General features: G+C 72.2%; 17 protein-coding genes. 4 read left to right on the top strand and 13 right to left on the bottom strand.

Annotation, left to right across the window (positions count from 1 at the left end; all coding sequences use genetic code 11):
• Window positions 1-248: 248 nt before the first annotated feature.
• The 9 genes from K1J57_RS15705 to K1J57_RS15665 form a co-directional block, all read right to left on the bottom strand.
• Window positions 249-1157: an ATP-binding cassette domain-containing protein gene (locus K1J57_RS15705; RefSeq protein WP_220565172.1), complete on the bottom strand. Its 909-nt coding sequence runs from the start codon at window positions 1155-1157 to the stop codon at window positions 249-251.
• Window positions 1158-1161: 4 nt separating this feature from the next.
• Entirely contained in the window at window positions 1162-2112 is a 951-nt protein-coding gene (locus K1J57_RS15700; protein WP_220565171.1) for an ABC transporter ATP-binding protein, read from the bottom strand.
• Window positions 2113-3024: an ABC transporter permease gene (locus K1J57_RS15695; RefSeq protein ID WP_220565169.1), complete on the bottom strand. Its 912-nt coding sequence runs from the start codon at window positions 3022-3024 to the stop codon at window positions 2113-2115.
• Complete coding sequence (locus K1J57_RS15690) at window positions 3021-4016, bottom strand: ABC transporter permease (RefSeq protein WP_220565167.1); 996 nt, start codon at window positions 4014-4016, stop codon at window positions 3021-3023. Before K1J57_RS15690 ends, K1J57_RS15695 begins: the two co-directional genes overlap by 4 nt.
• A 212-nt stretch (window positions 4017-4228) precedes the next feature.
• A complete protein-coding gene (locus K1J57_RS15685) occupies window positions 4229-5941 on the bottom strand; it encodes an ABC transporter substrate-binding protein (protein ID WP_220565166.1) in 1713 nt (570 codons plus the stop codon).
• Between the two features lie 393 nt (window positions 5942-6334).
• On the bottom strand, window positions 6335-7354 hold the full coding sequence (locus tag K1J57_RS15680; RefSeq protein ID WP_220565164.1) for a LacI family DNA-binding transcriptional regulator: 1020 nt from the start codon (window positions 7352-7354) through the stop codon (window positions 6335-6337).
• A gap of 107 nt (window positions 7355-7461) precedes the next feature.
• Window positions 7462-8343, bottom strand: coding sequence for an Fpg/Nei family DNA glycosylase (locus K1J57_RS15675; RefSeq protein WP_220565162.1), 882 nt, complete (start codon window positions 8341-8343; stop codon window positions 7462-7464).
• A 65-nt stretch (window positions 8344-8408) separates the two neighbouring features.
• The gene (locus K1J57_RS15670; protein WP_220565161.1) at window positions 8409-11429 is read right to left on the bottom strand and encodes a DNA helicase; all 3021 of its coding nucleotides are present in this window, start codon (window positions 11427-11429) and stop codon (window positions 8409-8411) included.
• A 112-nt stretch (window positions 11430-11541) separates the two neighbouring features.
• Entirely contained in the window at window positions 11542-12987 is a 1446-nt protein-coding gene (locus K1J57_RS15665; protein WP_220565160.1) for a PucR family transcriptional regulator, read from the bottom strand.
• A 173-nt stretch (window positions 12988-13160) separates the two neighbouring features.
• Here K1J57_RS15665 and gabT point away from each other — a divergent pair, with 173 nt between their 5' ends.
• Window positions 13161-14495, top strand: coding sequence for a 4-aminobutyrate--2-oxoglutarate transaminase (gene gabT, locus K1J57_RS15660; RefSeq protein ID WP_220565158.1), 1335 nt, complete (start codon window positions 13161-13163; stop codon window positions 14493-14495).
• A 73-nt stretch (window positions 14496-14568) separates the two neighbouring features.
• Here gabT and K1J57_RS15655 read toward each other — a convergent pair whose 3' ends face one another.
• Both K1J57_RS15655 and K1J57_RS15650 read right to left on the bottom strand, forming a co-directional pair.
• Window positions 14569-15057, bottom strand: coding sequence for an Lrp/AsnC family transcriptional regulator (locus K1J57_RS15655; RefSeq protein ID WP_220565157.1), 489 nt, complete (start codon window positions 15055-15057; stop codon window positions 14569-14571).
• A 124-nt stretch (window positions 15058-15181) separates the two neighbouring features.
• Window positions 15182-16789 carry a PucR family transcriptional regulator gene (locus K1J57_RS15650; RefSeq protein WP_220565155.1) on the bottom strand — a complete coding sequence of 536 codons (1608 nt, stop codon included), beginning with the start codon at window positions 16787-16789 and terminating at the stop codon, window positions 15182-15184.
• Window positions 16790-16981: 192 nt separating this feature from the next.
• Here K1J57_RS15650 and K1J57_RS15645 point away from each other — a divergent pair, with 192 nt between their 5' ends.
• Window positions 16982-18268 (top strand): aspartate aminotransferase family protein, encoded by a 1287-nt coding sequence (locus K1J57_RS15645; RefSeq protein WP_220565153.1) that lies wholly within the window; start codon window positions 16982-16984, stop codon window positions 18266-18268.
• A gap of 21 nt (window positions 18269-18289) precedes the next feature.
• Entirely contained in the window at window positions 18290-19798 is a 1509-nt protein-coding gene (locus K1J57_RS15640) for a CoA-acylating methylmalonate-semialdehyde dehydrogenase (protein WP_220565152.1), read from the top strand.
• A 274-nt stretch (window positions 19799-20072) separates the two neighbouring features.
• Here K1J57_RS15640 and K1J57_RS15635 read toward each other — a convergent pair whose 3' ends face one another.
• Both K1J57_RS15635 and K1J57_RS15630 read right to left on the bottom strand, forming a co-directional pair.
• Window positions 20073-20318, bottom strand: a complete 246-nt coding sequence (locus K1J57_RS15635; RefSeq protein ID WP_220565150.1) for a hypothetical protein — start codon at window positions 20316-20318, stop codon at window positions 20073-20075.
• 247 nt (window positions 20319-20565) lie between these two features.
• Window positions 20566-21369, bottom strand: coding sequence for a carbon-nitrogen hydrolase family protein (locus K1J57_RS15630; RefSeq protein ID WP_220565148.1), 804 nt, complete (start codon window positions 21367-21369; stop codon window positions 20566-20568).
• Window positions 21370-21454: 85 nt separating this feature from the next.
• Here K1J57_RS15630 and K1J57_RS15625 point away from each other — a divergent pair, with 85 nt between their 5' ends.
• On the top strand, window positions 21455-22105 hold the full coding sequence (locus K1J57_RS15625; protein WP_220565146.1) for a TetR/AcrR family transcriptional regulator: 651 nt from the start codon (window positions 21455-21457) through the stop codon (window positions 22103-22105).
• Window positions 22106-22140: the final 35 nt, after the last annotated feature.

Here is a 22140-nt window from a genome sequence, read left to right as displayed (position 1 = left end):
AATTGCCGCGAGCCGACTCCCCAGGGAAACCGCCCGCCGGTCACAAACTCCGCGGGCAAGACACCAACTGCGAAATTCAACGACTAACAATCACCTCGAACGTACCACAGGCACCCCGGATCGCGAGGGTTTTCGGTGTGGCAACACGCACGAACAGCAGGGGAATATCCGGGGTCCTGACAGCGACGGGCGCGGCACCCCCTACCAGTGCGGGGATGCCGCGCCACGGCGCGGTCGGCGGCCCGTTCTCAGCCCTGATCGATCCCGACGAAATGCCCTTCCTCCGCCTCCAGCAGCGGCGCGGACGCGTCGTCCGGGGCGACCGGGAGTTCGACGTCCTCCGGCGGATTCGCCTTCAGCTCGGCGTCCACCTCGGCCCAGGTGCGGTGCAGCTGGGGCACGCAGGAGAGCAGGTGGCGGCTGTAGGGGTGCAGCGGGTTCTCGAACACGCGGGCGGTGGGCCCCATCTCGGCGATCGCGCCCTTGCGCAGGATCACCGACCGGTCGCTGACGTAGTTGCCCAGCGACAGGTCGTGGGTGACGAACAGGATCGCCATCCCCCGCTCCTTCAGGTCGGCGAGCAGGTTGAGCACGTCGATCCGGGTGGAGGCGTCCAGCATGCTGATCACCTCGTCGGCGACCAGCAGGTCCACGTCCAGCAGCAGGGCCCGCGCGATGAGCAGGCGCTGCAGCTGACCGCCGCTGAGCTGGTGCGGGTACTTGCCCAGGACGTTCTCCGGGTCCAGGCGGACCGTGCCGACCGCCTTGAGCACCCGCTCCCGCCAGTCGGCGTCCGAGGTCCCGGGGAAGTACGAGCTCCGGATCATCTCGAACACCCGGTCGGCCTTGAAGATCGGGTTGAAGGAGCTGAACGGGTCCTGGAAGACCCCCTGCACCCGCCGGTAGTAGGCCTTGCGGGCGGCGTGCCCGCGGATGGTCGTGATGTCGGTGCCGTCGAAGGAGATCGTCCCGGCGGAGGGCTTGAACAGCCCCAGCACCATCTTGCCGATGGTGCTCTTGCCGCTGCCGCTCTCCCCGATGAGGGAGACCACCTCTCCGGACCCGACCTTCAGGCTGACGTCGCGGACGGCGCGCAGCCGCCCTCCGCCGAACGCCCCGACCCGGTACACCTTGTGCACGTGGCTGAGTTCCAGCACGTCCTCACCCCGTCTTCCAGCAGGCGGCCAAGTGGCCGGGTTCGATCTCGACCAGCGGGGGCCGCTCGTTGCACTTCTCGAACGCCAGCGGGCAGCGGTCCTTGAACCGGCACCCGGTGGGCGGGTTCAGCAGCCCGGGCGGGGTGCCGGGGATGCCCTCCAGCCGGCCCTGCTCGGTGGTGGTGCCAACCTCGGGCAGGGCCGAGATGAGCATCTGCGTGTACGGGTGCCGCGGCGCGTTGACGATGGTCGACGCCGAGGCCTTCTCCACGACGTGGCCCGCGTACATCACCATGATCGTGTCGGCCATCTGGTACACGAGCGAGATGTCGTGGGTCACGAACACCATGCTCTTGATGTACTCGCGGTCCCGGAACTCCACCAGGGACTCGGCGACGGCGCGCTGGGTGGACACGTCCAGGGCCGAGGTGACCTCGTCCGCGATCAGCAGCGACGGGTTGAGCAGCGTGGACATCACCATGACGACGCGCTGCTTCATGCCGCCGGACAGCTCGATCGGGAACCGGTCCAGGACGTCGGTGTCGAGTCCGACCAGTTCGAGGCGGCGTCCGAGCTCGACGGCGATATCCGCCGGGCGCACCCCCCGCGCCCGCAGGAGGTCGTTGATCATCCGCCCGATCTTGCGGGTGGGGTTGAGCGCGCTCATCGCGTACTGCGGGATGAGCGAGATCTCGTGGTACCGCAGGGGCACCATCGCCCTGTCGTCGGCGATGGGCACGTCCTTGCCGTCCAGTTCGACGGTCCCGCCGATGTGGCGCATGCGCGAGTCGAGGCGGATCAGGCTCTTGCCCAGCGTGGTCTTGCCGCACCCGGACTCGCCGGCCAGACCCATGATCTCGCCGTCGGCCAGATCGAAGGTCACGCCGTCCAGGGCGTGGACGTCCCCGCGCAGGGTCTGGTAGTAGACCTTGAGGTCGTTGACGCGCAGAGTCATCTACAGCTCCCGCAGCTTGGGGTTGAACACCTCGTCCAGCCCGACATTCAGGATGTACAGGGAGCCCACGATCATCGTGATCCCGAGGCCCGGCGGGATGAACCACCACCACATGCCCAGGTAGAGGGAGCTCCACTTCATCGCGCTCTCCAGCATGAGGCCGAGCGAGACGCCGTTGGTCGGGCCCAGGCCGATGAAGTCCAGGCCCGCGGCGATGAGGATCGCCCCGCCGAACAGCAGGATGAAGGACATCACCAGGTAGGAGCTCATGTTGGGGGCGATCTCGGTGGTGATGATCCGCCAGGTGCGGCGACCGCTGAGCCGGGCCAGGTCGACGTAGTCGCGGGTGGACAGCGACAGCGCCTGGGAGCGGACCGCGCGGGCCGCCCACGGCCAGGAGGTCAGGCCGATGAACACGCCCTGGATGAAGACGCCGCGCACCTCCAGGTAGGCCGTGATGACGATGAGGACGACCAGGGCGGGCAGCACCAGCACGACGTTGGTGAGCATGTTGAGGATCTCGTCGACGATCCCGCCCTTGTAACCGGCGACGAACCCGACCGCCGTGCCGATGACGAAGGCCACGCCGCCGCCGAAGGCGCCGATGAGGAAGGTCGAGCGCAGGCCGTACACGAACTGGGCCCAGACGTCCTGGCCGAAGCTGGTCGTGCCGAACCAGTACTCGCCGTTCGGCGGCTGGCTCTTGGGGCCTATGTACTCGTTGGGGTCGTGGTCGATGAAGAACGGCCCGAAGATGCCCAGCAGCAGCAGGCTCAGGACGATGCCCAGGCCGATGAGCAGCTTGGGGTTGCGCACGGCGAAGTGCAGGACCTCGGAGGTCTTGCGCTCTGGGGTGGGCTGGGGGTCGCCCGCGGGATCCGCGGCGCCCGGGGCTCCGGCGATCTCGCTCACGCCGCGCCTCCCGTCATCTGGACCCGGGTGCGCGGGTCGACCAGCACGTAGACGATGTCGATGATGAAGTTGGCGATCAGCACGCCGACGACCACGAACAGGAAGGTGCCCTGGAGCACGAAGAAGTCGCGGTTGTTCAGCGCCTGGAGGATCAGGGTGCCCAGGCCGGGGTAGTTGAACACGATCTCGGTGAGCAGGGCGCCGGACAGGACCGTGCCCAGCTGGACGGCCAGGCCGGTGATCTGCGGCAGCATCGCGTTGCGGAACGCGTAGCGGCGGATCAGGCGGGTGGGGGCGCCCAGGGCCTGGAGGTAGTTGGAGTAGTCCGCCTCCAGCTCGTAGATGATCATGTTGCGCATGCCGATCGCCCAGCCGCCCAGGGCCACGATGAACATGGACAGGAACGGCAGGAACCAGTGGGAGATCAGGCTGGAGATGAACAGCCAGCTGAACTCCGGGCGCAGCGACGGGGCGTAGCCGCCGGCGGTGGGCAGGACTCCCGCGACGATGCCCAGGCTCCAGGCGAGCAGCAGGGCCAGCCACATGTAGGGCATGGCGGTGAGGATGTACCCCACGGGCAGGATCGTGTTGTCGAGCAGCTTCTTGCGGGCGGCGAAGGCGCCGATCCGGTTGCCGACGATCCAGCTCAGCAGGATGGCGGGCAGGAGCAGTCCCAGGGTGTAGGGCACCGACCTCATGATGATGTCCAGGACGGGCTGGGGGAACAGCATCACGCTGACGCCCAGGTCGCCCCGGAGCAGGCCGGCCCAGAAGGCGAGGTACTGCTCGTGCAGGGGGGTGTCGAGGCCGAAGACCCCCGTGTAGTAATCGTTCATGCGCTGCAGGGCCTCGGGGTTGCCGACCGAGGCGCGGGAGAGCATGCTCCGGACGGGGTCGCCCGGCATGAAGCGCGGGATCATCCAGTTGATGGTGACCGCGATGACGAACGTAAGCAGGTAGACGAAGAGCTTACGGCCGATGTAGCGCCACACACGTTCCTCCAGGTGATGGTGGCGGACGGACGAGGAGCCCCGGGCGGGGCGGGAGGCGGAGGGGGACCCGGGCGAGGGGGTCCCCGCGGGGTTCCGCCGTCCCGCCCGCTCCGGGGCGGTCCCGGTCGGGCTTTCGCGCCGCTCCCGGCCGGGACCGGGCGGTCGGCGGGACTCGGGAGGAGGGGTGCTCCGGCCCGCCGACCGTGGTGCGGCTACTCGCCGGCCGGCTCGATGGTGGCCAGGGTGGTGATGGCGCCGAGCTGCCACCAGCCGTTCCAGAGGGTCGCGGCGCTCTTCGGCGCGCCCTCGGCCTCACTCGGCCAGTTCGTCCAGTACGTGTTGTTGGCCTGCGACCACATGCCGTTGTACCAGAGCGGGATGGCCGGGAGCTCGGCCAGCTGGATCTCCTGGATCTGCGAGGTGATCTCGGCCGCGGCCTCGACGTCGTCCGCGGGGACGGCGGCGAGCTGCTCGACCAGGGACCACACCTCCTCGTTCTCGTAACGGCCGAAGTTGACCGTCGTCTGCTGCTCGTTGATGGGCAGCTGGAAGAGGTAGTCGTAGTAGGTCCAGGGGGTGTTGCTCGCCTGGCGCTCGTTGTTGATGATCAGGTCGAACTCACCGGAGTTGCGGTTGTCCACCAGCAGGTCGAACTCGGGGGTCTGCGCCTCGATGTTGATGCCGACGGCCTGGGCGTTCGCCGCGATGACGTTGGACGCCTCCATCCAGTCGGTCCAGCCGGCCGGGACCTCCAGGGTGAGGGCGATGGGGTCGCCGTCCGGGGTCTCGACGAAGCCGTCGCCGTCCTGGTCCTGGTAGCCCGCGTCCTCGAGGATGGCCACCGCCTCGTCGGCGTCGTAGGAGAAGCCCTCCTCCTCGACCAGCTCGTGATCGATGTAGTCGTCCCAGAGCGGGAGCAGACCGGTGGGGTTGGCGGCCTCGACCAGGTTGGAGTACGGGCCCTCGATGATCTGCTGCATGTCGATCGAGTGGGCCAGCGCCTGTCGGAACGCGGGGTCGTTCAGCGGTTCCTTGGTGGTGTTGGGCACCAGCCAGGCGGTGTTGGCGGGCTGCATGTACGGCGGACCGTCGTAGAAGCTGGTGATGGTCTCGTTGCCGTTGATGATCTGGTCGATGCCCGGCAGGAAGTTGTTCGACAGGTCGACCTGGCCCTGCTGGAGCATGCCCAGGGTGACGTCGTTGGAGGCGTTGACGAGGTCGACGATGTAGCGGGGCTTCATCTCGTAGTCGAGCGCCGCGGTGCCCCACCAGTCGTCGTTGCGCTCCCAGACCAGGCGCTCGTCGGTGTGCGACTCGTAGACGTAGGGACCGGTGCCGACCGGGTCCTCGTTCACGTCGCTCATGATCTGCTCTTCGGTCTTCTCGCCCCAGATGTGCTCGGGGGCGATGGGGTGCGAGTAAACCCAGTTCATCCACTCCTGCGGGCGGCTCTCGCTGAACGTGACGCGGACGGTCTGCGCGTCCACGGCCTCCACGCTCTCGATGAAGTTCCACAGGTTGCTGAAGGGGACGGACCCGAACTGACCGATCTCCAGTGTGGAGACCACGTCGGCGGAGTCGAAGGCCTCGCCGTCCGTCCAGGTGATGCCCTCGCGCAGGACGATCTCGTGGACGTTCTCCTCGGGCCAGCTGTCGCTCTCGGCCAGCCAGGGGACGTACTCGCTGGTGTTCGGGTCGAAGAGGAAGAGCGGCTCGTAGGCCAGCCCCACCGTGCCGACCGCGTACTGGCCCTGCATGAAGGGGTTCCAGTTGGCGGGCGGGCCCCACGCGGTCCCGGTGGTGTACAGCGTCTCGTTCCGCGGGTACTCGCCGGAACCTTCTCCGTTTCCGCCGCCGCCACCCGCGCAGGCCGTGACCGCGAGGGTCAGTGCCGCGAGTGCCGCCGGAAGCCGAAGAGATCTCATCTCGACTCCTCCTTCTTCCACCCGGTCGGCCGCTCGTGGGGGGGAACTTCCCTCTCCGGGGCCCGAAGAGGTGGGAGCGCTCCCAATCAGGGGCGCGGAGACAGGCCGTTGCTGAACCGGGTAAGTGACGTTAACAACAACACGCCGACGGGAAGGGCGTCAATGGGCGTCACTCCGCTGTTATTCGCTTGTAACAGCACAGATGTGGGCAAGTCAGCCAGCCGACAACCGTCGAACCGGTTCACCATCGGGCTTCTCCCCTCGTGTGCGTTGTGACGCAGCGCACGGCTTGCGCGTAGTTTTCCACAGTGAATGATGTTTTGGTAGCGCTCCCATGAGGCTCGGGAGGCATGCCGGAGGTGCTCGTTCGGCCGACGCCTGCGCACCGGTCGCTCAGCCCGCCATGGGGCCCGTGCTGCCGCGCGGCTGGAGCTCCCCCGGAACCGTCTCGCGGCTGCCCACGGGGCCGCCCTCGACCGCCTCGGCGAGCATCCGCGCGACCTCCCGGCCCGCGGCGACCACGTCCCGGGCGACCGCGGTCAGGGAGGGGTGCACCACCTGGCACAGCACCGAGTCGTCCCAGGCCACGATGGACAGCTGCCCCGGGACGTCGACCCCCATCTCGCGGGCCACGCCCAGGCCGGCCACCGCCATGAGGTCGTTGTCGTAGACCAGCGCGGTGGGCCGGTCGGCGCGCGCCAGCAGGCGGCGGGTCGTGCGGGCGCCCGACTCCCCCGTGTAGTCGGAGTGGACCGTGACCGCCCCCGGCAGCCCCGCCTCCGCGGCGGCCTCCTCGAAGGCACGGGTCCGGTCCCTGGTGTGCACGAAGTCGTCCGGCCCCGCCACCCGGACCACCCGCCGGTGCCCCAGGGCGGCCAGGTAGTGCACGACCTCCCGGACGGAGGAGGCGTCGTCGGTGTACAGGCACGGCAGGGAGCCCGCCCCGCCGGGCCCGCCCAGGACGACCGCGGGCAGCGGCACCTCGTCGACCAGCGCGATCCTCGGGTCGTCGACCCGCAGGTCGACGATGATCACCCCGTCCACACGGCGCTCGGCGAACCAGCGCCGGTAGACGCCCTCCTCCGCCTTCCGGTCGTCGGTGACCTGGAGCAGCAGGTCCGTGCCCGCGACCGCGAGCTCCGCCTCGATGCCCGAGACCAACTGCATGAAGAACGGCTCGACCCCCAGGAAGCGGGCGGGCCGGTCGATGACCAGCCCGAACGCGCCCACCCGGCCGCCGGGCGACAGGGCGCGCGCCGTGCTGCTGGGCGCCCAGCCCAGGTCGTGGGCGATCGCCAGGATGCGCTCGCGGGTCTCCTGGGAGACCCCGGGCCGGCCGTTGAGGGCGTAGGAGACCGCCCCCTTGGACACCCCCGCGGCCTTGGCGATGTCCATGATGGTCGGCCGTCGCATCAAACCCCCCACACGTCCCCCTGAACTCGAGTCCTGAACCGGTTAAGCGGCGATGTGGGATTGTACTGCACGCTCCGTGAGCGTTCGCCGGGGAGGGGGACCGGGTCTCACGCGGGCTGACAGCCCGGGCACCAGTAGAGCGTTCGTCCGGCCAGCTCGGCCGAGGCGATCGGGGATCCGCACACCCGGCAGGGTTCGCCGGTGCGGTAGCAGACGTACAGGGTGTCCGGCCGGGGCACCGGGAGCGCGCCGGGGTCGGGCCGGTGCTCGGGTCGGGTCGTGATGATGTAGCCGTCGCGGACGCCGTCCCGGAGCAGCCCGGCCAGGTCGTCCCAGAGGGCGTCCCACTGCCGCCGGGTGAGGTCGCGGCCGGGGGTCATCGGGTCCAGGCCCGCGCGGAACAGGGACTCGGCGCGGTAGATGTTGCCGATCCCGGCGATGACCTCCTGCCGCATGAGCAGGGCGGCGATGCTCGTCCGGGAGCGGGAGACCGCACGCCAGGCGCGTTCGGGGTCGGCGTCGGGGCGCAGCGGGTCGGGCCCCAGACGCTCCTGGACCGCCAGCTTCTCCTCCTCGGTGACGACCTCGCAGGCCGAGGGGCCGCGCAGGTCGGCCCAGCCGGAGGCGTTGACCAGCCGGGCCCGGACGGTGCCGGTCGGCGCGGGCGGCACGACGAACCCGTCCGCGTCGCGGACCAGGTCGGTCCGGCCGGCCCCGGCGGCGCGGGGCGCGCCCAGGTGGCGCTCGCCGTCGGCGTCGCCGAAGGTCCACGCGCCGTACAGGCCCAGGTGGACCCGCAGCCACTCCCCCGAGTCGAAGCCCAGGAACAGGTGCTTGCCGTGCGCCTCGCCGGTGGTCAGGACCCGGCCGTCGATCCGGGCCGCCCCGTCGGCGAAGCGGCCCTGGGGGCTGGAGGCCCGCACGGCGCCGCCGCCGAAGGTCTTGTCGAAGTGCGCCGCCAACCGGTGCAGAGTGTGGCCCTCGGGCACCCGATCCCCCTTGCCTCCCTGAGCACGGCGGGGCCTCGTCCCCGCCGCGTCCAGGGTAGTGCGGGTCAGCGGGCCTCGAGGATCTCCCGGACGAGGCGGTCGGGGTCGGCGAGGCAGCGCCAGGCGGGGACCACCACGACGGGGTCGCCGGTGATGCGGTTGAGGGCGTCGCCGCGGGCCATGAGCCGGCGCAGCCCGCGGCCGTCGGGTTCGCGGTCCAGGAGGATGAGCAGGCGCCGGGCTCCGAAGCGGACCACGAGGTCGGCGGTCCAGCCCTCCACGGTCTGCTGGACGCCGACGCGGGTGCCCGCCTCCCGGAGCCGGTCCACCAGGGCCCGGCAGGCGCCGTCCGGGGTGTTCTCGGGTACGGCGACCAGTTCGGCGAGCGGGCCGTCGCCGGCCTCCCAGTGGGAGCGGTCGCCGACGACCACGAGCCGCTGCCCGGTGCGGGTGAGCACCGCGGCCCACAGGTGTCCCATGCGGCGCACGCGGCGCTCGATGATCGCGGGGGCGCCCCTGGCGAGCAGCGGCGAGAGGACGGTGATGTCCGCGCGGTCGAGGTCGCCGCCGAGCAGGTCGGGTCCGCCGACCACGACGCGGTGGCGGAAGGCCCGCGGCCGCAGCAGGCGGCGCAGCAGCGCCACCTGGGGCTGGGTCGGCGCGACCACGGCGATGGTGCGCCCGAGCGGCAGGTGCTCGTCGATCTCGTCGACGACCACGGCGGCGCGGTAGGCCTCCTCCCGGTTGATGTAGGACAGGCCGGGGGCGGCCTCGCAGACGCCCGCGACGTCGCGCCATTCGAAGGCCGGGCCGCCGCCCGGGTCGGGCGCGGTGGACACCGACACCCGCCCTCCGTAGCAGTGGCGCGAGGCGGTCTCGGCGAGCAGGGGCGGCGCCCCGGAGTGCTCGTCCAGCCACAGGATCCCGCCGGCGGCGCGCTCGGCCGCGCGCAGCGCCGACCCGGTCCCGTGGCGCAGGCCCCGCTCGTCCAGCCGGTCGGCGGCGAGCCCGGCGGCGGCCAGGGCGCGGCGCTCCTCGTCGGGTTCCAGCGCGCTGGCCGGGCCGGGGTGCGCCGGGTCGCCCACGACCAGGGCCCGGGCCGCCCGGTGCAGGGCGGGCAGCAGCTCGCAGACCCGGGTCCGCTCCGCGCCCAGCACCACGACCAGGTCGAACAGGCCCGCGCGCGGGGGCAGGGCGCGGACCTGGTCGGTGCGGCACGTCCAGGCGGGCAGCACCTCGATCAGCCCCTCCATACCGGGCCAGCCCGGGCCGTGGTGCCAGTTGAGGGTCTCCAGCCGGTTCTCCAGGGCGGGTCTGCCCCGCCACAGCCGGGGTTCGACGGCGGCGGCCAGGCAGTCGGCACCGGCGCGGCGGTGCTCCTCCCGGGCCCGGGCCAGCCGCTCCGTCAGCTCGCCCAGGGGCGCGTGCCGGGTGCGCCGGTCCAGGGCGGCGCGCCAGCGGCTCTCCAGGCGGGCGGTCGCGCACAGCCGGGCGAGGGTCTCGGGGTCGGTGTCCAGGCCCAGTTCGCGGCGGATGGCGGAGCGGTGCTGGAAGGCGCCCAGGCCGCCGGCGAAGGCGCGTTCGGCCCGCGGCAGCCAGTACTCCGGGCCGCCGCGCTCGGGGGTGAACAGCCGGTCGGGGTCCCAGCCGGCGGCGATGCCCAGTTCGCGCTCCAGGGCCAGGTGGGCGAGCTCGTACCCGCCCGCGGCCATGCCGTCCATCTCGTCCCAGACGGCGCGGACCACGGACCAGTGGCGGGCCAGGTCGGCGCGGTGGGCGGCGGGGTCCTCGTGGCGGGGAGGGGCACCGCCGTGGTCGGCGAGCAGGCGCCCGATGAGGCGCGCCTCGGCGGCCCGGTGCTCCTTGCCGCCGACCCGCATGACCGGGTGGCCGCCCTCGGCCCGGCGCAGGACCTCGCGGATGTCGTGCTCGGTGCGCCCGCACACCAGGACCCGCAGGCCGGAGCCGACGGCGGTGCGGACCACGGCGTCGACGAGGTCGTGGACGCCGGTGCCGGGCGGGGCCGCCACGGCGGTGAGCCGGTCGGCCATGGCCGCGCACAGCGCGGCGTACCGGGCCTGGTCCAGGGGCGAGGCGCTGATCGGGACGGGGTCGGCGCCGTGCCCGCCGGGGTCGCGCCCGTCCTCGGCCCGGGCGCCGCGGGCGGGGTCCGGTTCCGGCCCGGCGGCGCCGCCGGGCCCCCGCAGCAGGGCCTGGAGGGCGGTGTCCCCGATGGCCCCGGGGTCGATGCCGTCCCGTTCGGTGGGATCGAGGTCGGCCAGCACCGCCTCCACGGTGCCCGGTTCGGGCACCCGGTCGCCGGGGCGGGCCCCGGGACCGGCCCGGAACAGGACGGCGACGTTGTGGGCGCCGTCGACGGGGTCGCGGGGCGCGTCCCGGGTGGCCGCCGGGTCGATGTCGTCGACCCGCTCGATCTCCAGGCGGGAGAGCAGGGTGCGCACCTTGACGGCCAGGTCGGCGACGGCCGCGGGGTAGGGGCCGCGGGCGCCGGAGCGCAGCCGGGTCCGCAGCTCGAAGAGGTCCTCGGGGTCGGTGGCGCCCAGCCGCTCCAGCAGCGCGGCGTTGACGTCGGGCGGGCCGATCGCGCGGATCCGGGGGGCGTCGGGGAACGCGGGGTCCTCGACCGCCTGGACGTCCACGGTGAGCAGGGGCAGGGCGGCCCGGTCGGCTCCCTCGCCGAGGATGACGAGGGGGTAGCCGTAGCGCAGGGCCTGCCCGTGCCGGGCGGCCAGGCGCACGACCCGGGCGGCCGCGGCCCCGGCCGGGACGCGGTCGCCGCCGCCGCTGAACAGTGTCTCGGCGCCTCCGGGCAGGCAGGCGCAGGTGTCGCCGTCGAGGTGGCCCAGCAGGACCGTGTGGGTGTGCACGGCCTCGCGGCGCAGGCAGGCGCGCAGGTAGCCCAGCAGGGCGCGGGGGTCGGTGTCCTCGGCGGCGGGCGGCTTCCAGTGCGGGGACGCCCCGCCCGTCCCCTGCCTGCGGATCCGGATGACCGCCGGCCGCCGCCCGGAGGGGACCGGTGTCCCGAGGTCGCCGATCTCCTGCTCATCGTCCCGTAGTGATCTCACGTCCGCCCCCGGCGTCGATCCGGTGATCATTCGATTACACACCGCTGTCAACGCCCATTGTCGTGGATAACGCGGGCCGAGGCCCCCCGAACGCCGGAACCCGTACCGACTTTCAGGCGCGGCCGCCGTGCAGGCGCAGGGCCATCCACAGCTCGGCGCGCACGTCGGGGTCGTCGAGGTCGACCGGAAGCAGGTCGCGGATGCGGCGCATCCGGTAGCGCAGGGTGTGCCGGTGCACGCCCAGGGCGTCGGCCGCGGCGTCCCAGCGCCCGGAGGCCGCCAGGTACGCGCGCAGGGAGGCGAGCAGTTCGGCGCCGGAGCGCTCCGCCAGCAGCGGGGCGAGCAGTTCCTCGGCCATCCGGACCCCGGCGGGGGTGTCGGCCAGGCCCAGCAGGCCGCCGGGCAGTTCGGCGGCCCGCACCGGCTCCCCGCCCCGGGAGCGGGCCGCCTCGCGGGCGCGCTCGGCCTGGGCCAGGGCGACGGCGAGCCCGGTGTAGTCGGCCGGTTCGCTGATCCCGACGGGACCGTCGAGCAGGTCGGCGAGGGCCGCGGCCGGGGTGTCGGCCGAGGCCAGCAGCACGGCCCGGCCCTCGTGTCCGGCGACGAGGACGCCGTGCGGGGGGTGGGCGCCCTGGACCCCGTCCGCGGCGGCGACCACCACCGGGGCGGGAGGGAGCACCGCGACCAGCCGCTCGGCGCCGGGGTGGGCCGGGTCCAGGGCGCCGGTGAGGAGGGCGGCGAGCACCCCCTCGCCCATGCGGGCGATGTCGCCGTGGGCGTCCCGCTCCAGTTCCAGGGACAGCAGGGAGACGGCGGCGTTGACCAGGGTCCGCTGCTCGGGCCCCAGCGGCCCGCCGGTGCCCACGGCCAGGAACCCGCGGACCCGGCGGCCGGTGGCCAGCGGCTGGGCCCAGATACGGTCGCCGCCCGCCGTGACCGCCACGCTGGCGCGCGGCCCCGCGGTCTTGAGCCGCTCCAGCTCCCCGGCCAGGTCCTGCGGGCGCAGGGCCGCCCCGGCGGGGGCCGTGTGGCGCGGGGAGCCGTCGGCCGCCATCAGCAGCACGCGGGCGCCCAGGTCCCGGGCGAGCCGGTCGACGACGGCCTCGGCCCCGGTCAGGGCGGCGCGGGTGAGGTCGCGCTGGGCGGTGAAGGCGCGGCTGAGGCCCTCGTACTCCTCCTTGGCCAGGACCCGGGAGACCTCCTTGCCGATGGCGATGAAGGGGGTCCGGCGGGCGACCTCCAACAGGACGACGCCGAACTCGGCGGCCGCCTCCCGCAGCTCCTCCGGGGTCCGCTCCAGGGCCACGCCCACGCCGAACCCGAGACCGGCGATGTCGCGCCGGGCCAGCCTGCGCACGTATTCGCGCAGGTCCGGCCGGGAGTCGGCCCAGCGGACGCCGGTGGTGAGCAGCAGTTCGCCCCCGGCCAGGTAGGGGGTGGGGTCGGTGAGCTCGCTGACCGCGACCCACCCCACCGTGCGCTCCAGCCCCTCGTCGCCGGTGAGCGGGCTCAGCCCAAGGGAGGGCGTCCGCACCAGTCCGCCCAGGGTCGGTGGCATCGGGCCTCCACTCGTCGTGCTCGGCGGCCTCTGCCGCATTGGCGCAGGGGCCTGCGTCGATTATCCACGGTGTCCATGTCCGCCGGCCCGGACGCGGCCTAGTGTCATGCGGGTCGGGGCCGTGCGGCCCCGTCCCGTTCCACACCCCGTGTCGCACTGAAGGAGGCAGACGCATGGCCGTGACCGAGGTCGCCCAGTCCCGCCGGGTCGTCACCGAGATCCCCGGTCCCAAGTCCCGTGAGCTCCAGGAGCGCCGTGTCGCGGCCGTCGCCAAGGGCGTCGGCAGCGTGCTGCCCGTCTACGTGACCCGGGCCGGCGGCGGGATCGTCGAGGACGTCGACGGCAACGCCCTCATCGACTTCGGCTCGGGCATCGCCGTGACCAACGTCGGCAACGCCGACCCGCGCGTGGTGGAGCGCTCCGCCGAGCAGCTGGGCCGGTTCACGCACACGTGTTTCATGGTCAACCCGTACGAGGCGTACGTGGACGTGTGCGAGGCCCTCAACCGGATCACCCCCGGCGACCACGAGAAGCGCTCGATCCTGCTGAACTCCGGCGCCGAGGCCGTCGAGAACGCGGTGAAGATCGCCCGCAGCGCCACCGGGCGCCAGGCCGTCGTGGTGTTCGACCACGCCTACCACGGCCGCACCAACCTCACCATGGGCCTGACCGCCAAGAACATGCCCTACAAGCAGGGCTTCGGACCGTTCGCGGGCGAGATCCACCGCATGCCCATGGCCTACGCCTACCGCTGGCCCACCGGCCCGGAGAACTGCGGCCCCGAGGCCGCCGCCATGGTCATCGACCAGATCACCAAGCAGATCGGCGCGGACAACGTCGCCGCCGTGGTGATCGAGCCGATCCAGGGCGAGGGCGGCTTCATCGAGCCCGCCCCCGGCTTCCTGCCCGCCGTGGTGGAGTTCTGCCGCGCCAACGGGATCGTGTTCGTCGCCGACGAGGTGCAGACCGGCTTCGCGCGCACCGGGCAGATGTTCGCCTGCGAGCACGAGGGCATCGTCCCGGACCTCATCACGACCGCCAAGGGCATCGCGGGCGGCCTGCCGCTGGCCGCGGTGACCGGCCGCGCCGAGCTCATGGACGCCGTGCACGGCGGCGGCCTGGGCGGCACCTACGGCGGCAACCCGACCGCCTGCGCCGCCGCGCTGGCGTCGCTGGAGGCCATCGAGTCCGACGACCTGGTCGGGCGCGCCCGCGAGATCGGCGACCTGATGCTGGGCCGGCTGCGCAAGCTGGCCGAGGAGCACCCGGTGATCGGCGACGTGCGCGGCCGCGGCGCGATGATCGCGATCGAGCTGGTCAAGGAGGACAAGACCCCGGACGCGGAGGCGCTGGGCAAGGTCCTGTCGTACTGCCACTCCCAGGGCCTGATCCTGCTGAGCGCGGGCACCTACGGCAACGTGATCCGCATGCTGCCGCCGCTGGTCATCGGCGACGACCTCCTCAACGAGGGCCTGGACATCCTGGCCGAGGCGTTCGCCCGCCTGTAGCCGCGCCCCGCGGGCCTTCCCGGCCCGCACCCCGCGGCCCCTCCACCCCGGGGCACCCGGTGGGCATCGCCCCCTACCGGGTGCCCCAGGCGTAGGTCTGCTTGCGGAGCCTGAGGTACAGGAAGGTCTCGGTGGAGACCACCGAGTCGACGGCGCGCATGGCCGCCAGGATCTCCAGCAGGCGGGCGTCGTCCTCGGCGACGACCTCGACCAGCAGGTCGAAGGAGCCCGCCGTGATGACGACGTACTCCACCCCGGGGATCTCGGAGATCACGTCGGCGGCGGTGTTGAGGTCGCCGTCGGTGCGCACGCCGATCATGGCCTGGCGGTGGAAGCCGAGCATCATGGGGTCGGTGACCCCCACGACCTGGACCACCCCGGACTCCAGCAGGCGCTGGACGCGCTGGCGCACGGCGGCCTCGGACAGGCCCACGGCCTTGCCGATGGCGGCGTAGGACCGGCGGCCGTCCTCCTGGAGCACCTCGATGATGCGTTTGGCGGTCTCGTCCAGGACGATGCCGTTGCCCCTGCGCTGGGGGGCGGGGTCCGACTGGCCGTTCACATGGCCCTCCGTGAATCCAACGTATTTTGTGCGTATGAACGCCGGATTTCATCGACATCTGGCGTCCGTACAACGGATTCCAAGGTTACTGCACGGTCATTCGAATGACGAAGACCCCGGCCGGTCAAAGCTGGCCGTCGCGCACCGAATCCAGTGACAGCAGGGCCACGTGCAGGGACAGGCAGGTCTCGACCGAGTCCAGGTCGGCGTCGAGCACGTTGGAGATCCTGCGCAGCCGATCGTAGAACGCGGGCCGGGACAGGTGCGCGTTGCCCGCCGCCAGCGCCTTGTTGCGCCCCGCCGCCAGGTAGTGGCGGAGCATGTCGGTGAGGTCCGAGCCGTGCCGGGCGTCGTGGTCCAGCAGCGGGCCCAGCTCGCGCTCCACGTAGGTCTGCAGCCGCTCGTCGTCGCGGAACAGGTGCAGCAGCCCGCGCAGGTGCAGGTCGGGCAGGCGGTAGAAGGGCCGCCGGTCGCTCTGGCGGACCGCCACGTCGCCCACCTGGCGCGCCTCCAGGAAGGAGCGGCGCACCTCGCGGATGTCGTCCGAGGTGGAGCCGACCGCGAGCACCGCGGCGTCGCCGACGGTCACCGCCAGCCGGTCGGCGAGCATGTGCAGGGTGGCGTCGACGCGCCGCCGGGGCGGCAGCGCCAGCAGGACGCCGACCCGCAGGTCGTCCAGGGAGCCCACCAGCGCGGGCAGCCGCAGCTCGCGGCAGGCGCGGGCGGCGCCCTCCGCGGTGTCGGACAGGCGGGCCTGCGCGGCCAGGCCGGTCCCGTTCTCCCGCAGGCGCAGCACCAGGCCCAGCAGTTCGCGGTTGTTGAGGGGGACGCCCACGGCCCGGGCCCGCACCAGGGCCTCCTCGGGGTCGGAGTAGGCGCGGTCGATGATGCCCGCGATGATCGTGCGGTGGGTCTGGCGCTCCAGGCTCTCCTGGTGGCGTTCGAGCAGCCGGCCCAGCGCCAGCGTGGTGGCCGCCCGCTCGATGAGCATGCTCTGGCGGGGGGTGGGGTTGGCCCCGGCGATGAGGATGAGCCGCCCCCAGTCCTGCCCGCGCGCGCCGACCGTGGTGACCAGCCAGCCGGTGGCCGGGGCGTGGACGGTGCGCGTGCCCGACCGCACGGCTCGCGAGCGGCTCTCCCAGGAGGTGAGCAGGGTCCCGGGGTCCTCGCCGTTGAGGTCGCAGGCCAGGACCTGGTGGGAGAGGTTCTCCAGGACCACCGGACAGCCGGACAGCTGGGTGATCTCGTGCAGGATGCGGTCGGTGTCGGCGCCCTCCACCGACAGTCGGGTGAAGACCGAGTGGAGCTTCTCGGACTCGCGCAGCTCCTCCAGCTGCTCGTTGACGACCCGGATGTGCACGGCCTCGGTGATCTCCACGAACCGGGCCTCCCGGTCCAGCAGGATCACCGGGACCCCGGCCTCGCGGGCGGCGTCCAGGAACGGCCCCGGCAGCTCGGCGTGGTACTTGCGGCCCAGCTCGACGGCGATGCCGCTGACGCCGACGGCCGCGAGATCGTCGATGTAGCGCTTGAGCGCGTGGGGGTCGTCGGGCATGGCGATGCCGGTGCTGAGCACGAGCTCGCCGCCGCGCAGCAGGTGCGCCAGGTCGGTGACCTCGGCGATGTGGACCCAGCGCACGGGCACGTCCAGGTGCTCGGAGCCGACCACGACGCGGGGGCGGGCGCGCTGGAGCGCGGGGAGGCGCAGGACCTCGGCAAGGGTGGGAAGCACGTTCGCATTCTAGGACACAGTGTCAGAAGCCGACCGGGTCCGCCTGACACTGTGCACCCCCTTTCGCGGCCCTGCGGCACGGAACCCGCGGTGAGCAGGGGATGCGGCCTCCTTACAGGTCGTAAATCCGGCCTGCATGTTGTCAACACGGTGGTTCTGGCCACGGCGGCGGTCCGCGGAGAGACTGGGGGCATGTCCGAACTTCTCTCGCGCCACCGCGCGGTCATGCCCTCCTGGCTGCCCCTGTACTACGAGTCCCCGCTGGAGATCGTGTCCGGCAGCGGCTCCCGCGTCACCGACGCGGACGGCCGCACCTACCTGGACTTCTTCACCGGCATCGTGACCAACATGCTCGGCTACGACGTGGCCGAGGTGCGCGAGGCCGTGGAGCGGCAGATCGCCAAGGGCGTCGTGCACACCTCCACGCTGTACCTGATCCGCTCCCAGGTCGAGCTCGCCGAGAAGATCGCCCGCCTGTCGGGCATCCCCGACGCCAAGGTGTTCTTCACCAACTCCGGCACCGAGGCCAACGAGACCGCCCTGCTGCTGGCCACCTGCGCCCGCGGCAGCGACGAGGTGCTGGCCGTGCGCGGCAGCTACCACGGGCGCTCCTACGGCACCATCGCCGTCACCGGCAACCGCGGCTGGAAGAACTCCTCGCTGTCCCCGCTCAACGTGCACTACCTGCACGGCACCGACCACGCCTCCCCGGTGTTCCGCGGCATGTCGGAGAAGGAGTACACCGAGGCCTGCGTCGCCGACCTGCGCGACGTCCTGGATACCGCCGCACCGAACGTGGCCTGTCTGATCGCCGAGCCGATCCAGGGCGTGGGCGGGTTCAACATGCCGCCGGACGGGCTGTACGCCGCCTACAAGGAGGTGCTGGACGAGCACGGGATCCTGTTCGTCTCCGACGAGGTGCAGACCGGCTGGGGCCGCACCGGCACCAGTTTCTTCGGCATCGGGAACCACGGGGTCACCCCGGACATGATGACCTTCGCCAAGGGCCTGGGCAACGGCTTCGCCGTCGGCGGCGTCGTGGCGCGCGGCGACCTCATGGACGGCCTGTCGGCGCTGGGCGTGGCCACCTTCGGCGGGAACCCGGTGTCGATGGCGGCCGCCGGGGCCACCCTGGACTACGTGTTGGAGCACGACCTCCAGGGCAACGCGCTGCGGCAGGGCTCGCTCATCATCGAGGGCCTGCGGCCGCTGACCGAACTGGCGTCGGTGGCGGACGTGCGCGGCAAGGGCCTGATGTTCGCCGTCGAGATGGCGGACCCGCGCACCGGCGGCCCCTCCTCGGCCCTGGCCGGCCGGGTGCTGGAGGCCGCCCGCGAGCGGGGCCTGCTGGTGGGCAAGGGCGGCGTGCACGGCAACGTGCTGCGCATGGCCCCGCCGCTGACCCTGTCCGCCGAGGACGCCGCCCAGGGGCGCGACCTGCTGCTGGACGCCGTCCGCGCGGTCGACGCCCAGGCCTGACACGACCCGAGGAGACCAGACATGGGCAAGCACGTCACCCACTGGATCGGCGGACGCCGCTACCAGGGCCCGGCCGAGCGCCAGGGCGACATCTACAACCCGGCGACGGGCGCGGTCACCGGCACCGTCGACTTCGCGGGCCCCGAGGAGGTGGACGCGGCGGTGGCCGCGGCCCGGGCGGCGTTCCCGGGCTGGCGGGACACGTCGCTGTCGCGGCGGGTACAGATCCTGTTCCGGTTCCGGGAGCTGCTCAACGCCAACAGGGACGAGCTGGCCGCGGCGATCAGCGCCGAGCACGGCAAGGTGTTCTCCGACGCGCAGGGCGAGGTGGCCCGCGGCCTGGAGGTCGTGGACTTCGCCTGCGGCATCCCCCACCTGCTCAAGGGCGGCTACTCCGAGAACGTGTCCACCGGCGTGGACTCCTACTCCATCCTCCAGCCGCTGGGCGTGGTCGCGGGCATCACCCCGTTCAACTTCCCGGCCATGGTGCCGATGTGGATGTTCCCGGTGGCGATCGCCTGCGGCAACGCGTTCGTGCTCAAGCCCAGCGAGAAGGACCCCTCGGCGTCGCTGCTCATCGCCGGGCTGTGGGAGGAGGCCGGGCTGCCCGAGGGCGTGTTCAGCGTGGTCCAGGGCGACAAGGTCGCCGTGGACGCGCTCCTGGAGCACCCCGACGTGGCGGCGGTGAGCTTCGTGGGCTCCACCCCGATCGCCCGGTACATCTACCGGACGGCCGCCGAGCACGGCAAGCGGGTGCAGGCGCTGGGCGGGGCCAAGAACCACATGGTGGTGCTGCCCGACGCCGACCTGGACCTGGCCGCCGACCAGGCGGTGTCGGCCGGGTTCGGCTCGGCCGGGGAACGCTGCATGGCCATCTCCGCGGTGGTCGCGGTGGACCCGGTGGGCGACGAGCTGGTCGCCCGGATCAAGGAGCGGATCTCCCGGCTGCGGGTGGGCCCCGGCGACGACGAGCGCAGCGAGATGGGCCCGCTGGTCACCCGCGAGCACCGCGACAAGGTCGCCTCCTACCTGGAGTCGGGGGTGCGCGAGGGCGCGACGCTGGCCGTCGACGGCCGGGTGCACCCGGTCCTGGGCGGCGGGGAGGACGGGTTCTGGCTGGGGCCGACGCTGCTCGACCACGTGGGCCCGGAGATGTCCTGCTACCGCGACGAGATCTTCGGCCCGGTCCTGAGCGTGCTGCGGGCGGACGACTACGACTCCGCGGTGAAGCTGGTCAACGACAACCCCTACGGCAACGGGACGGCGATCTTCACCAACGACGGCGGGGCGGCCCGGCGGTTCCAGAACGAGGTCGAGGTGGGGATGGTCGGCGTCAACGTGCCGATCCCGGTGCCGATGGCCTACTACTCGTTCGGCGGGTGGAAGCAGTCGCTGTTCGGCGACTCGCACGCGCACGGCACCGAGGGGGTGCACTTCTACACCCGCACCAAGGCGGTCACCGCCCGGTGGACCGACCCGGGCGCGCGCCCGTCCGGCGGTGTGGACCTCGGGTTCCCCACCAACGGCTGACGGGTCCCCCGTCGGCGAATGACAACGGACATTCCCGACTGTCAGCAGTTCAGGGAAATACCGGACGGATACGTCCCACCGACGGTCGCGGCGGGCGACTCGGAGTATCGTGGTTGTCGCCCGCCCCTCACGGGGCGTGGCCGACGGCCTGATCACGGGACCATTCCGGGAAAGGCGCGCTCAACTTCCCCTCCTCCCCATGGAAGCGGGTGCGCCGGCGGGAGCGCTCCGGGTCCTTCTCTCCCCTTGGACCCGGAGCGCGACCGTGTTCTGCTCAGCGGGCGGCGAACACCCGGGTGTCGGCGGCGACCGGCGATCCGGCGCCGACGAGCTCCGCGCAGTCACCACAACCGAACACCGGCATCCCGTCCGGCAGGACGCCCAGGGCGGTCCGCGGCCGGGGCCATCGCGTGTGGCAGACGGCGCAGGCATCCCCCGTGCACTGCTCCGCGCTCAGCGATTCCGGGTCGTACACGTATCCGTCGGATACGGCGTCGGCCTCCGCATCCGATACGCACATCGTGCTCGTTCCGCGCAATGTCCCTGCTCCCCCCGTGGTTTAGGACAGTCTGGCGGGCCGATAGTTACCGGCTCTTTATTCAATCAGAGGCACTCGGCACCTGGAAGGGTCCGTCCCCATCTAAATCACTCCGTGCAGGTAGATCATAGCTCTAAGTAACCAAGCCTGGGAAGACCCCGCCTGAAATCTGAGCGATCAGCGGATTTGTCGGACATCCAGGAGGTGGACTACCCCCGATCACATCGAATCAGTCTCGGGGCACCACCACAAAACGGCGCATCGCCAACGCGGGGTTGGTCGTACGGACCTCGTCCACCCGTGAGGCCGAAACCTCGGCGACGGCCACCTCGAAGCCCTGCTCCCCCAGCGCCGCGATCGGCGTCCCCATCGGGTCGACCACCATGCTGTTGCCCGCCCCCGTGGGCGCGGACTGCCCGGCGGCGGCGACGTACACGGTGTTCTCCACCGCCCGGGCGCGCGCCAGCGTCCGCCAGTGCTCCTCCTTGAGCGGTCCGGGCACCCACTGGGCGGCCAGCAGCACCACGTGCGCCCCGGCGTCCGCGATCCGCCGGGTCACCTCGGGGAAGCGCAGGTCGTAGCAGGTCTGCAGGCCGAAGGTCACGCCCTCGACGGTGAAGGTCTCCGGCTCCTCGACGGGCCCGGGCGCGACCACGTCGGACTCCCTGACGCCGAACGCGTCGTACAGGTGGATCTTGCGGTAGAGCGCGACCCGTTCGCCCCGCGGCGACAGGGCCACCAGCGTGTTGGAGAAGTGCGTGCCCCCGGCGGTCTCCTCGTTGACGCCCAGCACCAGGTGGACGCCCTCCCGGCGGGCGGTGTCGGCGGCGGCCGCGACGAACGGCCCGTCCAGGGGCTCGGCCGCCTCGACGTAGCGGCCGTCGGTGCGGGACGCGGTGAACATCGTGTACTCGGGCAGCAGCACCACCCGCGCCCCCAGGGCCGCGGCCCGCGCGGCCAGCCTCCCCACCGAGCGCAGGTTCTCCGCCTTGTCCTGGGCGGGGGCGAACTGGGCGACAGCGACCTGCACCATCGGATCCTCCTCGTCGACGCGGGTGGGCACGAGTGTACGGCCACCCCCTTGCCAGCGGACTGAACGCGTGTTTAACCTATTGAACATGAGTTCAGCCGCTGCCTCCGACCTCACCGCGCGCGCCCGCATCCGCGACGCCGCCCTCGAATACTTCGGAAGGCACGGCTTCAAGGTGACGATCCGGGCCATCGCCGAGAAGGCGGGGGTCTCCCCCGGCCTGGTCATGCACCACTTCGGGTCCAAGGACGGACTGCGCAGGGCCTGCGACGACCACGTCTTCGAGGTCGTGCACAAGGTCAAGAGGGAGTCGGTGACCTCCGACCCCTCGGTCGCCCTCCAGTACGTGGCGCACGTCGAGGAGTTCGCCCCCCTGCTGGCCTACGCGGTCCGCTCCTTCCAGGAGGGCGGCGCCGCCGGCCTGGCCCTGTACGAGCGCATCGTCGAGGACGTCCAGGGCTACCTCGCCGCGGGCGAGGCCGCCGGGACGATCCGGCCCAGCCGCGACCGGGCCAAGCGCGCCCGGTGGCTGGCCGAGAGCTCCATGGGCTCCCTCCTCGTAGCGCTGTCCGCCCGACCCGACCCCGACGACATCGACTTCCCACTGTTCCTGCGGGAATGGATGGAGGAGCACATGCTCCCGGTACTGGAGCTGTACACCGAAGGTCTCTACACCGACCGGCAGATGCTCGACGCCTACCTGCTGTACGTCTGCGACCCGCCCGAGGGCGCGCGCTGACGCACCAGGCCCCCGGGCACCCCCGTCGGAAGAGA

The organism is Nocardiopsis sp. MT53 (genome assembly GCF_019598965.1).
GTDB lineage: Bacteria > Actinomycetota > Actinomycetes > Streptosporangiales > Streptosporangiaceae > Nocardiopsis > Nocardiopsis changdeensis.
Note: the sequence above shows the minus strand (reverse complement) of the source record. Positions and strands in the feature narration are given on the sequence as shown.

Excerpts from the sequence above, each read along its gene's own strand:
- K1J57_RS15700 (WP_220565171.1), bottom strand. The coding sequence starts at position 2,112 with ATGACTCTGCGCGTCAACGACCTCAAGGTCTACTACCAGACCCTGCGC.
- K1J57_RS15685 (WP_220565166.1), bottom strand. The coding sequence starts at position 5,941 with ATGAGATCTCTTCGGCTTCCGGCGGCACTCGCGGCACTGACCCTCGCG.
- K1J57_RS15680 (WP_220565164.1), bottom strand. The coding sequence starts at position 7,354 with ATGCGACGGCCGACCATCATGGACATCGCCAAGGCCGCGGGGGTGTCC.
- K1J57_RS15665 (WP_220565160.1), bottom strand. The coding sequence starts at position 12,987 with ATGCCACCGACCCTGGGCGGACTGGTGCGGACGCCCTCCCTTGGGCTG.
- gabT (WP_220565158.1), top strand. The coding sequence starts at position 13,161 with ATGGCCGTGACCGAGGTCGCCCAGTCCCGCCGGGTCGTCACCGAGATC.
- K1J57_RS15645 (WP_220565153.1), top strand. The coding sequence starts at position 16,982 with ATGTCCGAACTTCTCTCGCGCCACCGCGCGGTCATGCCCTCCTGGCTG.
- K1J57_RS15640 (WP_220565152.1), top strand. The coding sequence starts at position 18,290 with ATGGGCAAGCACGTCACCCACTGGATCGGCGGACGCCGCTACCAGGGC.
- K1J57_RS15635 (WP_220565150.1), bottom strand. The coding sequence starts at position 20,318 with ATGTGCGTATCGGATGCGGAGGCCGACGCCGTATCCGACGGATACGTG.
- K1J57_RS15630 (WP_220565148.1), bottom strand. The coding sequence starts at position 21,369 with ATGGTGCAGGTCGCTGTCGCCCAGTTCGCCCCCGCCCAGGACAAGGCG.
- K1J57_RS15625 (WP_220565146.1), top strand. The coding sequence starts at position 21,455 with ATGAGTTCAGCCGCTGCCTCCGACCTCACCGCGCGCGCCCGCATCCGC.